The organism is Brevibacillus panacihumi W25 (assembly GCF_000503775.1).
GTDB classification, from domain to species: Bacteria; Bacillota; Bacilli; order Brevibacillales; family Brevibacillaceae; genus Brevibacillus; species Brevibacillus panacihumi_A.
The window spans coordinates 1,959,011-1,971,935 of the sequence record NZ_KI629782.1 but is presented as its reverse complement, the minus strand read 5'-3'; the positions used below and the strand labels follow the sequence as shown (position 1 = coordinate 1,971,935).

Sequence of the window (12,925 nt, the reverse complement as noted above, 5' to 3'; positions counted from 1 at the left end):
GGCTTCTTCCGCGTATCACGGTTGTAAGAGACACCTTTTTGAGTCTGCTTGACCAGTATAAGTATCTGAAAATTAGAATAATATTTCATTGGCATCGTAACAAATAAGGCCAAGGAGGGACTCTATGAACAAGTGGAAGTCGTTGGCTGTGCTGGCTGCGGCTCTGTGTGTCTTCACCGCGCCTGTACAGGCGGCAGTACCGGGAGTACCGGCATCGACAGAAGGAGCCACGCAAGGAATTGTGGCGGTTTCCCATCCTGCCGCAGCGCAGGTCGGCAAAGAGATTTTGGCACGAGGCGGCAATGCTGTTGATGCAGCAGCAGGCATTCAGTTTGCACTGAACGTCGTGGAGCCGATGATGTCGGGGATCGGCGGCGGCGGGTTTATGATGATCTACCTGAAGGACCAAGACAAGTTCACCGTAATTGACAGCAGGGAAATGGCGCCGGGACATGCGGATCCGAACATGTTTCTGGACGAGAGCGGCAAACCGGTTCCTTTCGATGAGAGGCACACCAACGGCAAGGCGGTGGGAGTGCCCGGCACGCTGCTCGGGGTGGACACCGCACTGAAAAAGTACGGAACGATGAAGCTGTCTGAGGTCATCGATCCGGCCATTGATCTCGCAGAAAAAGGCGTTCCGGTCAACTGGATCACAAGCGAGTACATCCATGATGCGGAATGGAAGCTGCAAAAGCATGATACAGCCGGAAAAGTATTCGTGCCAGAGGGCAAGTCTTTGGAAGAGGGAGATCTGCTTGTACAGAAAGACCTGGCGAAGACGCTGAAGCTGATTAAGGAAAAAGGAACCGACGTCTTTTACAAAGGAGAAATCGGGGAAGCGCTGGTGAAGGAAGTGCAGCGTACCGGCGGCCGCATGACGATGGAAGACCTGCGGAATTACGTCGTCAAGGAGCGGGAGCCTGTGAGAGGGAGCTTCCGCGGCTATGATATTGTCTCGATGCCGCCGCCAAGCTCAGGTGGATTGACCGTGATCCAAATCCTCAAGCTGATGGAGGGATTTGACAACAAAAAGGCGGGGGCCAACTCTGCGGAATACTTGCATTACCTCATCGAAGCCAATCACCTGGCTTATGCCGACCGCGCCAAATACATGGCGGACGAGGATTTTTACCCCGTGCCGAAAAAAGGGCTGATCCATGATGATTACATCAAAGAGCGCAGAAAGCTGATTCTTCCAGACCGAGCAAACGCCGAAGTAACGGCTGGCGACCCGTGGATGTATGAGGAAAAAGCGGCTGCTGCTCCACTCCCGCAAAGCGAGGCAAGCGAGCATGTGTATACCACACATTTCTCCGTGATGGACAAGTGGGGAAATTTGGTCTCCTATACGACGACAATTGAAGACGTGTTTGGATCGGGGATCATGGTTCCCGGGTATGGCTTCATGCTGAACAATGAGTTGACCGACTTCGACGCTGTGCCGGGAGGAGCCAATGAGGTGGAGCCGGGCAAGCGTCCGCGCAGCAGCATGACGCCCACGATTGTGCTGAAGGACGGGAAACCCTTCATGGCAGTAGGCTCGCCAGGCGGTTCCACGATCATCGCATCCGTGTCCCAGACGATTTTAAACGTGATTGAACACGACATGCCTATTCAGGAGGCGATCCTGTCGCCGCGCATTTTCTCCAGCAGCTATCCGAATGTCAGCTGGGAGGCAGGGATTGATCAGGATGTGGTCCTGGCCCTGATGGCGAAAGGGCATGTGTTTGCGGAGCAGCCAGGCAACATCGGCAACGTGCAAGCCGTCATCTACGATTTCGAGACAGGCAAGATGTACGGTGGAGCGGACGATACGCGGGAAGGCACGGTATTGGGGGGGGACGCAGTCTCCTACAAGTCTTCCAAACCGGAAGCGGCTCGGTTGACGACGAATCGCCCGTTTACGCTGAAAGTAAACGGCCACACGTATCCGTACACAGCTGAGCAAAAAGTTCTGAGAAAGGGGACAGCATACATCCAGGCGGATAAGCTGCTGCTCGGTTTGAACGGCGGGGCACAAGCATTCAAGAGCGACGCAGTGCAAATCGACGGGAAGGAGTTCCTGCCAGTGAAAAAGGTAGCGGAAAAGCTGGGTTATTCCGTCACATGGGACGCAAAGGAACGGACGATTCATCTGGAGAAAAAGTAAGAAGAATGTAGAACAGGGCCCCTTCAAATAGGAGAGCCCTGCAAAATCCCCTTGTTGGAGCTTGCAACTCGAGTAACCCCATTGAATTGTGTAAAAAAGAGGGCAATAACGAAAAAATGCAGTTCAATCTCCCTCAGGAGGCGGACTGCATTTTCTCTGTTAATTTTATCATCCGTTTTACATTTACGACGAAAGTCGTAAGTATTGCCTGTATTCGCATGCGAAAGAGACCACGGTACTTAGCCTTGGTCATCCCATGATACCTTTTTAGTTCCGCATTTTTATGTTCAATAATCGGTCTGCGACAAATACGTTCCTTGAACGTATCGCTTTTCTCAAACTCGATTTGCTCTTGGTAATGTTCCGCCACAATCCGAATGGAATAGGTTTTGCTCTTCGCTCCTGGCTTGAAGCATCCTTCCTTAAGCGGGCACGCCTTGCATTTCTCGGTATCGAAATAGAAAACAAGAGAACGACTATTGCCACTTTGCTTGCTTCCTTGGACAGCTTTTCGAATACTGTGTTGTCCTGCCGGACAAATAACAAAGTCTGCATCCTTGTTGTATTCAAAACCTTCTTGTCTAAGCCCTCCGTTATGTACGATCGGGTTAAGTGGTACGACGGGTTGAATCTGCTTACTTTTCATCTCTTCCAAATTATCTTTACCCGAATATGCAGTGTCAGCAATCACTTCATGTACTTCTATACCTGCGTCCAAGGTTTGATTCAAAAGTTCTTTGAATTGTTTGCCGTCATCCGAACTTCCTTCAGTAACTTCCACAGCCGTAATGATCTCTTCTTCTGTCATGGCGATATGTTCTTTGTAGCCAAAAAAGGATTTTGTATTGCTCTTCCATCCAAAGCGTGCATCCGGATCAATGGCCGACATAATGCCTTTATTGGCAAGGAGACGCTCGTCTTCCACGATGGCCTTGGCGATTCGAACTTTCTCCGAGATGGAACCTTCATGATCCGGCAACAACAACTCAACAGTTTCCCCAAGATTAGCCAGGTACTGAAGCATGATCTTCTCGGCATCCTCTTGATCTTCTTTCCTCAACCCCGGTAACTTCGGGAGTTTCTTCTCAAGCTTGGGATGCTTTTTCACCACAACACGGAACAGGCGCTTCGCCGCATCTCGAAGTACTTCAAGTGGCTTTTGTTTTTGCGAAGCTGCCAGTGTATGGGTGGAGTCCATGATGATCGTCTTTGACTTCACAAGACCTTTTTCGATGCACTGACGCACAACTGATTTGAGCACCTCATCCACGGCTCCTGCTCCTAATCGATGATTACGAAAGCGAGACAGTTGGGAGGGGTCAGGAAGGTTATCCTCCGGATTTACACCTAAAAACCACTTGTAAGCGAGGTTTACCTGCGTTTCCTGAATGATGCGTTCATCCGAAAGATTGTAGAGAACTTGTAAAAACAGCAAACGAAACAGGAGTTCTGGTTCGTTAGCAGGTCTTCCGTAATGCTCACAATAAGAGGAACGAACTAAGTCATGAATAAACGTGAAATCTACGATTTCATTGATTTTTCGTAATGGGTGATCCTCGGGAATCAGTTTGTATAATTCGGCATGGAAAGATGCCGTCATTTGTTTAGAGGGCTGTAGCAATGGTTCCAACTCTTTCGTTTTCTTTTCATTGTACAACAAAACCCAGTGCCAAAGGGGGTACTGGTTGAAAACTCTACGGTTGGGGAGGAGAAGCATGTTTCCAGGCGGAGCGATTGGCGGAGTCCAGCCTAGCGGAACAGCGAAGCCCGGGGAAACGAAAGCGCAACCTATGAATAAACTCCGGAGCTGCGCGCCGTTTTGCGCTTCCCCCGGGATCGCTGTGGAGCGGACAGTTTAACTCCCTTGCGGGACGTAGACCGTAGCGCAGATCGGAAACATGCTTCTCCCCACTACAGCTACATTCACGACACATGAATCCCCAGTACCTAAAAGCACTGGGGATTCAGTTTACAGATAGTAGGTGGACTTTTGCAGGGCTCTCAAATAGGGGGCCTTGTTTTTCGTTTCATGCTTATCTCGGGCCGTATGATCGGAAGCGATTTCCTGTATGTTGCCGATTTCGATATAATGCAATCAAGAAGGTATAAGCGTCATTGCTGTTTGGAAGAAATAAAAGTGAAAACACGCTAGACAAGATGTGCAACGTATTTAGAAATAAACAAACTAGCAGATGTATAAGCAAAAATAATAAGTACGACATAAATCCCAAGTTCCAGTACCAATTCCATACTTGATTTAGTTTGTCGCTGTCTGAAGATGAACCTTAACGTCAACATGACCATCAGCATGCCACATATATAATAGGCAGCCAACGTCACATAATAAGAAGGAGAATTACCAAGTGCGTGTTGATCGCCCAGCATGAATACGAATACTTTTCCGGAGAAAATAAAAGCGAATGACAAAAGGTAGGTTAATAGAAATTTTCCTAGCATTATTTATAGCCTCCCACATGAATGGGTAGATACCCACCCAAATACGGGTGGGCATTCATTCAATTATTTCGATCCAACAATAGTTGTAATACCAGCTTGCGACTTGATGTTTCCAATATAAGATAAGTATGCTACGTTTTGTCCTTTTGTACCAGCGGAAACGATTCCATAGATGTTTAGATTACTTGTAACTTTACTGTCGGGTGCACCTACAGGAGATCCACTATCTCCATTTACGACGGGGATATTTACCTTTTTCTGTCCCGTCAAATAGCCTCCCCAGGCTAAAACACTCGCATTGGTTTCTTGTACCCATCCACACATCTGTGTATCTGTTTCGCCAAGGGATGTACAAACACCCATTCCTTCCCAGTCACTGGTTTGTTCACCGATGATTTTATAGCCAGATGCATTCCAGTTGTTACCGGATGTTGTTAGGATATTGGGGGTTGTAAGGCTGGAGGTGACCTTAACCAAGGAAACATCTACAGTTCCTCCCCAGTTAAAAATCTTCTTTTGAACGGTCCCAATGTAATTATCATTTTGATAACTTTGATTTACATTTTGCCCAACTTCAGAAGCACAATGTCCTGCTGATACTAGATAATAGTCGTTTTGGCTATCCTTGGCAGAAAAGCCGTTTGTACAAAATCCTGATCCTTCAAAGTTCATTTGAACGGCACCTGAAACGGGTCTTACCTTAATAGAGGCTCGATCGATCATTGAGTCTGGGCGTTTTGTTTTCACAAACTTAAATACGTTATCGTCAAATTCATTCGCGTTTAATCTACTGAGAGAATTTTTGTGAATATTATCAGAAATCTTTTTTCTCGCAGATTTTTCATCGGTTGCATAACCTACAATCACTTGTTGATCAGCAAAACTAGATGATATGGTGACAATATCGTCTTCATTTTTTTCAATAGTTTCAGAAATTAAATTCACAACATTTTCCAAATCGTTCCTTGAATAGTTCACTTCACTATATTTTACAATCGCCTCTTTACCAAGTATCTTTGAAACCTTAGACAATTTATTCTTATCAGGGATCGAGTAGAATCCAATGTTGACTATTCCGCCATTCTCTTGATCAACATATAAACCCGCATAATTTTCATCAAAATCACTCTCAAGATACTCTATCACTTTTGGAATATTCTTTTGAGTTTCTATCCGCTCCCAAAATTCATCGTGATCGATTGGGGTAACGAAATGATTTTGATAGTTCACGTTGTTTGGTTGAGCTTGAATTTGTCCTGGTAATTGCGTAAATGTTAAAGTACCCGAAACTAACAAACTTACAATCTTTCTACTTAACTTCATTCAATCTACCTCCTTGAAATATTTTATTGTATCACAGTAATTGGAAATAATTTTACAAAAATACATTTTTTGTAAAATTGGGTCGGATTTCATATTATTATAGGAATTTAATGGGGAAAATAGACTACTATTTAAGTTGCATTATAATAAGTCTCTATATTCTTTTGGGAACCATATACAGGTAGATAAATCGAGTTACACTTGAATGGAATGGGAAAAGTCGAAGCTGTCTAGAAAAGCATTGAGTACGGAAAGGGGATATTATGGAAGCCTTGCTGGAAGTAAAAGAGGTAACAGGCGGATACATGTCGAGCCGAGCGGTCATTGAAGAAGTCTCCTTTCATATCCGGGAAGGAGAGATCGTCGCGCTCATCGGCTTGAACGGGGCTGGAAAAAGCACAACGATCAAACATATTTTAGGTCTGCTGGAGCCGCGAAAAGGAGAGATCCGGATCGCCGGGAAGACGTTTTTAGACGATCCGGATTCATATCGGCACACCTACGGCTATATTCCGGAATCTCCTATTTACTACGAGGAACTGACCTTGTGGGAGCATTTGGAGCTTGCGGCGATGAGCTATGGCCTGGATAAAGAGCAGTTTGCGGAGCGTGTGAATCCGTTGCTTTCAGAATTTCACATGGAAGAGGCCAAAGACCGATTCCCCCAGCAGTTTTCAAAAGGGATGAGACAAAAGCTGATGATCATGATGGCCTTGCTGGTGCAGCCGTCTTTGTATATTGTGGACGAGCCTATTTTGGGGTTGGATCCGCTGGGAATCCGCAGCCTGTTGACCTGGCTTGAACGCTGCAAGGAGCAAGGAGCGGGTATCCTGATGTCGACGCATATCTTGGCGACAGCGGAAAAATACTGCGACCGATTTATCATCATGCATAAAGGCAGGATCAAAGCACAAGGGACGCTGGAAGAGCTGCGTAGCCTCACGGGATTGGCGCATCACTCGTTAGACGACATTTACCTGCGGCTGGTGGAGGAAGAATGAGGATGGATGTGGATGCACTATTTCGCAAACGTCTCAAGCGGTTTTTCAAGGAGGTAGTCCTTTACGGGCAGTACATGGCAAATGGAGGCGTGCTCATGGTCGCCATTTTTCTATGTGGACTGCTGGCTTATTACTACCCGCTTCTCATCCAAGCGATCCCCGAGTGGTTTCCTGTTGCAGTCGCGATTGCTTTCCTGCTTGCCCTCGTAGTTACGAGGAGTCCCCATCGAACCTTTTTGCTGGAAGCGGACCTGCTTTTCCTGACGCCCGCCGAGACCAAGATGGCTCGCTATTTTCAAAAGGCTCAGATCTACAATTTCGCGGTACAGAGCATCGGGCTTTTTCTCGTCCTGCTGTTATTGCTGCCTTTGTACCAGGTCAAGATTGGGGCCGCTGGTGTCCAGTTGTGGCTGTATTGGGGAATCCCCTTTGTCTTGAAGGGCTGGAATGTGTATACCAGTTGGATTACGATGCGTTTGACAGACAAAAGCCAGTATGTAGTGTCCACGCTAGTCAGATTCTTTCTTACGTTTTTGGTGCTTGCTTGGATGCTTAGCGAGGGCAGCTTCCTGGCATACCAGGGCGTGCCATATGGCATTGTGATCGGGATGGTGGTATTGGTCTGGTTCCATATGCGTCTGCAGCGAATTTTGAAAAAGCATGCTTACCAATGGTACCGATTGCTTGAAATGGAGAATGGACTGCGCTTGCGATTTTATCAGATCGCCAACCAATTTCGCGACGTACCGTTCTTGCAGCAGCAAGTGAAGCAGCGCAAATGGCTTGTTTGGGCCGCAGACCTGATTCGGTATCAAAAATCCAATGCGGGACGGGTCCTGATTTTGAAGTCGTTTCTGCGCTCTGGTGACCAGGCAGGCATGTATATCAGGCTCGTCGTCATCAGCTCGTTTCTTATCTTGATCCTGCCGGGGATCCTTCCCAAGGCGGCTGTCGCTGTGCTCTTTTTCTTTATGTCGGCGATCCAGTTGAAGGGAATCGGGAGCTCTGCTCGGCACCAAAGCCGCTTATCGCTCCTTCCGATCAATGAGCAACAGCAAAAAAGTGCTGTCATCTGGGTGCGACGGGTGCTTTTAGGCGTTCAAGGAATCGTGCATGTGTTGGTTGTATGGCTGTGGCTGTGAATCCTTTGCCTCGCCCGAATAGGGGGATATGATAGAGAAGGGGTAGACAGATATGGAGATTAGAAAACCCAACCTGGCGGAGCTTGAAAGCATTTTGCAGCTCTCGCCACAAGCCTTGTTTGAAGGGACATTGGGAAGTGTTAGACCAACCGGCGAAAAAGTGAAGCAACTGGTCGAGCCGCTCTTGAGGAAAGGCTGCTGCTACTTGATTGCTACTGAAGAAGAGAAGCTGATGGGGTGGATTCTGATCGGGACAAGCAGAGATCAATTTTCCGATGAGATCATTGGCTTTATATACGAACTATATGTCATGCAAGAGTTCAGAGGAAAAGGCATCTCCAAGCACCTCATGAAAAATGCCATTGAGCAGTTGAAGTCTGAGGGATATCCCGAGATTCGGCTGGGAGTTTTCGCAGGAAATCAGGCGATGAAGCTCTATAAGCAAATGGGATTCTCTGAAAGAAACGTTACGATGAGTCTCAGGTTCTAACAGCGTTGTGTCATAACATCATTGACAGGGATTATTTGGAAGTCATATACTGTGTGAAAATAATATCGCGAAACGCAATGATCGGGAGTAGTAAGGATACCTATCGTCCAGAGAACTGTCGGTTCGGTGCGAGACAGTCGATAGCTTCCCCAACTCACCCATGAGCGGTAAGACTGAATCCAGTAGGTCTTAACGGATCACCCCCGTAATCAGGTAAAAGAAGGTTCGTTTATTTTCTCAAACCAACGAACGAAAAAGAGTGGTACCGCGAAGGCAAAACCTATCGCCTCTTTGTAGGCAATAGGTTTTTTTATTTTCCTATGAAGGAAGGTGTTCCCTGATGGAAAACGTCATTGATTATTATTCGCGCTTCGATGAGTGGGGAAGGTTGGATCGAGAACCACTGGAATTTATCATCAACTGGCATTATATGAGACAATATTTACCCCCTCATGGTCATGTATTCGACAATGGTGCAGGACCCGGAAAATATGCGATGGAGTTGGCGAAACTAGGATATCAGGTAACCCTTTCTGATATCACACCTAGACTCGTGGAACTGGCGAAGGAGAAAGCAACCGAACTAGGGGTAATGGAACGCTTCGGTGGCTTCCATGTATGTAATGCTACACATCTAGCTGGAATACCGAATGAGTTTTTTGCTGCTTCTCTCATGTTGGGGCCACTCTACCATTTACAAAAGGAAGAAGAACGTATACATGCTGTTCGAGAATTATTCCGTGTCACAAAGAAGGACGGCATCGTTTTTGTTGCCTTTCAAAGTCGGATGAGAATGACCATTACATCACTGCAGTTCCCGCAGTACTGGAAGCCACATGACACGATCGATTCCATAAAAGAGTTCGGCAACACCGGGATATTTAATCACGAAGACAAAGGGCGGTTTACAGGAGCCTACTACTTCAACATAGATGATATCAAGCCTTTTATGGAAAGCCATGGATTTGAAACAATTGATTTGATCGGTTCATCGAGTATTGGTGGGTTGCTGAGCAAGGAACAAAAGCAGTCTTGGGAAGAAAAAGGGGAGTCGCACAAGCTGGTGAAAATGCTGATTGAAATGGCTAAGGACCGATCCGTCCTGGGGATTTCCTCTCATTTGCTGTATATCGGAAGAAGGAAATAGTGATCATACACATAGACCATTCCTACGAGGGATGGTCTGTTTTTTCATGTACAGATGGTTAATCATTCCAGTGTACAATCAATATTATTTTACCTATAAATTATTTGTTGTTAAATTCATGGGAAAGATGTGGTTTCATTGCGTATATTTTTTCAAAATTTTAAGGTCAGGCTAGCTCTTGCTTTTGTTGGATTATTGTTGATACCCGCACTGATTGTAGCCATACTGGCTTATCATTCTGCCAAGGATTCGATTAAGAATGAAATCATCAATGCTGCGGTTGAAAACACAAAACTATTGGATGGAATTATTGATTCGACTATTCAACCGAAAATAAATGATATGAACTATTTTGCAGAGACCATTACGGCGCAATCGAATGAAGATCAAAGCATGCTAAGAAAAAGCTTCACTCAATACGTGAAGCTGCACCCTGAAGTCGTAAGCGTTTATATCGGTACAATAGATGGGGAAACTATTCAGGAACCCAATCTGCTAGAAGGGGTAGTACCAGCGAAGCTGACACCACCCGCAAAGTAAATCACTCAAACATCAAGGTGAAAGTTTATACCTGCCAGAGTACACGATTTGTACATTAACATTGATATTTCGTAAGGAATCTTTGTTTAGCACAGTCCCGGATGCAATCCGTTTCCATTCATAAGGATTCTTGCGAAAAAGAGATTCCCCTAGATTATAAATATCTATTCTCTTTTCAAACGCGGTTTGAAAGGTCTGCCTAATTTGATGCTCAATTTCTTTTTGAGCCAGTTGCGTGAGTTCTTGCTCCGTAACGTCTGCATGTAGCTCATTTACTCCGGCCTTCACCTTAACGGAAATATCGAAATATGCTTTGTCATATTTAACCCTTGGTTTGACGTCATATTCGGGTTTTTCTGCGACGAGAACTGCAACAAGCTTGTTATCGGAAAACAAGTCAACGGGCAGTCGGATTGTGTGTTTATTCAGCCATGGCAATCCTTTTATTTCTTCGAGGCTCATGCGTGCGTAATATTTGTCCTTATCGTATATTTGTATGCCAGAATATCTAAGCAGCTCATGCGGTTTTTGACTTTCCTTCCATTGATCCTTTCGAACAGATAATTCTGGTATATAGCTTGTCCTCGCCTTTTCGTTTGAATCCATTACAAATTTTTGCAGGCGGATCGGAGCGAGGATAGAACGCTGCCGATAATTCTGTTCGGGGTTATGTAGAATCGATCCTATTGGCGATAATCTGAAAAATGGAGTCGCAATTAAGACCTCGTCAAGGGGATCGCGCGTACTGAACACCCAAGCTAAGTACCTTATCTCACGATATCGGTCGATCAGTTCCAACACTTCACCGACTTTTCGTTCCTTCAATAACCTTTCGCTAAACAAGATTGCAGAGATTTGTCCCCAGTTTAACCTTTGTTGCGAAGTGCTGTATAAATCATTCGCTGCTTCTGAAAATGAGATACCTTTTCCTCTACCGATCCAGACCGGAGGCTGTTCCGCTTTCTGTTGTCCTTCCAGTTTTGCCACTGTCGAGAAATCGAGCAACTGCGCATAAATGATGTATTGACCTTCCGCATAGTCAATTCCAACAGCCGTTGCATAATTCATGTTTTGCACTTCGTATTTGCTCCAACATCCGGTGAGAAGGAAGGGAAGCAGAAGAACTGCGGTAAATTTATATGTGTTCATTTCTGCTTATCCCCTTGGCTTGTAGAATCTTGAGTATTTAGCATGTCTGGCCGAGTTTTCCGCCATCTCCATGGTAATCGGAACAAGGCATTGGCGAAGTCTTCATATAGAGGCGAAATCGGAGCCAGGTAAGGCAAACCGCATGAACGCAAAGAGGCTAAATGAGTTGTCACGATAAACAAAGCAAGTAAATAGCCATAGATCCCCAAGATGGCAGACAAAGCGAACAGGAAGAAGCGCAAAATGCTCATTGTCCCAGCCAGTGACTGGTTGGATAAAGTCGAACCGAACACTTGCGTAAGTGCTCCTATGACAACAATGCTAGGGGATAAAAATCCTGCGCGTATGGCCGCATCCCCTAAGATGAGCCCTCCCACTACCGTAACTGTAGATCCTACCGCTGAAGGCAACCGAATACCGGCTTCCCGCAATATTTCCAAAAAGATGAGCGCGAGAAACATTTCCTCTGCCAGTCCAAGAGGAATGCCTAATCGGTTGATGCCAATTGTTGCAAGAAGGTAATAGGGCAACTGATCCTGATGAAACGAAAGAATGGCAACCCAAAAACCGGGCAGCATGAGTGATACGGACAATCCGAGCAAACGAAGCGATTGTCCAAACGTAGCCGATAAAGCAGTAAAGTGGATGTCCTCTGGCGTTTTCAGGAGCAGGTACAAATTTGCTGGTGCGATCAATGCAGCCGGTGTACCATCCACAATCAGCGCTACACGTCCATTCATCATGCAGTTAACGGTAAAGTCTGGTCTTCCCGTATAGCCCATCAACGGAAACAAAGCTTTGGTCGGTTCCATAAACTCTTCCAGTTGAGTGGCGCTGAATGCTCCGTCAATGTGTAGGCGATCCAATTTAGTCTTGATATCTTGGACGATTTTCGGATCAACAATGTCTTGCATATAGAGAATTGCAATGGTTGTTTTTGTCCGGACACCTACTGTTTTCGTTTCGTATACCATGCTTGTTGACTTGATTCGTTTCCGAATTAACGCAACATTGACACCGAGTTCCTCAACAAAACCGTCTTTCGGCCCGCGAATAGAGACTTCGATATTGGATTCTTCGGGCTGGCGTGCCGGTTTTTTTGATATGTCGAGGGAGAACAAAGCGGTTAGTGTCGGAATAAACAAAAGCAGTTTTCCCTCAAAAATGTCCGTTTCGGATTTCTGCCACCACTCCTCGAAGGAAATGCTCTCAAGCTGTAATTGACACGACTCAAGAACTTCCTGATTCTTTTGAAAACCGTGATTTTCGTAAAACCGAGTCAAGTGAGGAAGCACCACATCCTGAATGAGTTGTTGGTTGTCACATAACCCATCGCAATACAGTAAAACGATCCTTGATTGTTCGTCACCAGCTACTAATTTATAAACATGATGCTTAACATCACGACACATCTGGAAACGTTGAAGAAGTGTTTGTTCATTAAGCGGTTGTGTATCAGGCGCCCCTTGTTGTGTCGACGATTTTGTTTCTCTTATCCATTTATTCTTGAAAAGATTTATCATC

Annotated in this window: 11 protein-coding genes and 1 other annotated feature; of the genes, 6 read left to right on the top strand and 5 right to left on the bottom strand. The window is 45.7% G+C overall.

The annotated features are described in order from the left end of the window. Positions 1–124: 124 nt before the first annotated feature. Positions 125–2,152 (top strand): gamma-glutamyltransferase, encoded by a 2,028-nt coding sequence (gene ggt / locus T458_RS38790; protein ID WP_023556435.1) that lies wholly within the window; start codon positions 125–127, stop codon positions 2,150–2,152. A gap of 133 nt (positions 2,153–2,285) precedes the next feature. Here the strand turns inward: ggt and T458_RS38785 are convergent, their stop codons facing one another. The 3 genes from T458_RS38785 to T458_RS38775 all read right to left on the bottom strand — a co-directional run bounded on the left by T458_RS38785 (position 2,286) and on the right by T458_RS38775 (position 5,932). Next, positions 2,286–3,773, bottom strand: coding sequence for an IS1182 family transposase (locus T458_RS38785; protein ID WP_031305641.1), 1,488 nt, complete (start codon positions 3,771–3,773; stop codon positions 2,286–2,288). Positions 3,774–4,300: 527 nt separating this feature from the next. After that, on the bottom strand, positions 4,301–4,609 hold the full coding sequence (locus tag T458_RS38780) for a hypothetical protein (protein ID WP_023556433.1): 309 nt from the start codon (positions 4,607–4,609) through the stop codon (positions 4,301–4,303). 63 nt (positions 4,610–4,672) lie between these two features. Beyond that, positions 4,673–5,932, bottom strand: a complete 1,260-nt coding sequence (locus T458_RS38775; protein ID WP_023556432.1) for a S1 family peptidase — start codon at positions 5,930–5,932, stop codon at positions 4,673–4,675. A 263-nt stretch (positions 5,933–6,195) separates the two neighbouring features. Between T458_RS38775 and T458_RS38770 the strand changes: the two genes are divergently transcribed. From T458_RS38770 to T458_RS38750, 5 genes are all read left to right on the top strand, one after another. Continuing rightward, entirely contained in the window at positions 6,196–6,933 is a 738-nt protein-coding gene (locus tag T458_RS38770; protein WP_023556431.1) for an ABC transporter ATP-binding protein, read from the top strand. A 2-nt stretch (positions 6,934–6,935) separates the two neighbouring features. Further along, entirely contained in the window at positions 6,936–8,075 is a 1,140-nt protein-coding gene (locus T458_RS38765; protein WP_252989800.1) for an ABC transporter permease, read from the top strand. A 52-nt stretch (positions 8,076–8,127) separates the two neighbouring features. Then, positions 8,128–8,565 carry a GNAT family N-acetyltransferase gene (locus T458_RS38760; RefSeq protein WP_023556429.1) on the top strand — a complete coding sequence of 146 codons (438 nt, stop codon included), beginning with the start codon at positions 8,128–8,130 and terminating at the stop codon, positions 8,563–8,565. 68 nt (positions 8,566–8,633) lie between these two features. Then, positions 8,634–8,859, top strand: a binding site (T-box leader). Between the two features lie 46 nt (positions 8,860–8,905). Continuing rightward, the gene (locus tag T458_RS38755; RefSeq protein WP_023556428.1) at positions 8,906–9,712 is read left to right on the top strand and encodes a class I SAM-dependent methyltransferase; all 807 of its coding nucleotides are present in this window, start codon (positions 8,906–8,908) and stop codon (positions 9,710–9,712) included. A 138-nt stretch (positions 9,713–9,850) separates the two neighbouring features. Then, positions 9,851–10,252: a hypothetical protein gene (locus T458_RS38750; protein ID WP_023556427.1), complete on the top strand. Its 402-nt coding sequence runs from the start codon at positions 9,851–9,853 to the stop codon at positions 10,250–10,252. A 12-nt stretch (positions 10,253–10,264) separates the two neighbouring features. Here T458_RS38750 and T458_RS38745 read toward each other — a convergent pair whose 3' ends face one another. After that, entirely contained in the window at positions 10,265–11,401 is a 1,137-nt protein-coding gene (locus T458_RS38745) for a Ger(x)C family spore germination protein (protein WP_023556426.1), read from the bottom strand. Beyond that, positions 11,398–12,924, bottom strand: a complete 1,527-nt coding sequence (locus T458_RS38740; RefSeq protein ID WP_023556425.1) for a spore germination protein — start codon at positions 12,922–12,924, stop codon at positions 11,398–11,400. Before T458_RS38740 ends, T458_RS38745 begins: the two co-directional genes overlap by 4 nt. Position 12,925 lies beyond the last annotated feature (1 nt).

What these genes read in the sequence shown, in the direction of transcription:
- ggt (WP_023556435.1), top strand. Translation starts at nt 125, where the DNA reads ATGAACAAGTGGAAGTCGTTGGCTGTGCTGGCTGCGGCTCTGTGTGTC.
- T458_RS38780 (WP_023556433.1), bottom strand. Translation starts at nt 4,609, where the DNA reads ATGCTAGGAAAATTTCTATTAACCTACCTTTTGTCATTCGCTTTTATT.
- T458_RS38775 (WP_023556432.1), bottom strand. Translation starts at nt 5,932, where the DNA reads ATGAAGTTAAGTAGAAAGATTGTAAGTTTGTTAGTTTCGGGTACTTTA.
- T458_RS38770 (WP_023556431.1), top strand. Translation starts at nt 6,196, where the DNA reads ATGGAAGCCTTGCTGGAAGTAAAAGAGGTAACAGGCGGATACATGTCG.
- T458_RS38765 (WP_252989800.1), top strand. Translation starts at nt 6,936, where the DNA reads ATGGATGTGGATGCACTATTTCGCAAACGTCTCAAGCGGTTTTTCAAG.
- T458_RS38760 (WP_023556429.1), top strand. Translation starts at nt 8,128, where the DNA reads ATGGAGATTAGAAAACCCAACCTGGCGGAGCTTGAAAGCATTTTGCAG.
- T458_RS38755 (WP_023556428.1), top strand. Translation starts at nt 8,906, where the DNA reads ATGGAAAACGTCATTGATTATTATTCGCGCTTCGATGAGTGGGGAAGG.
- T458_RS38745 (WP_023556426.1), bottom strand. Translation starts at nt 11,401, where the DNA reads ATGAACACATATAAATTTACCGCAGTTCTTCTGCTTCCCTTCCTTCTC.
- T458_RS38740 (WP_023556425.1), bottom strand. Translation starts at nt 12,924, where the DNA reads ATGATAAATCTTTTCAAGAATAAATGGATAAGAGAAACAAAATCGTCG.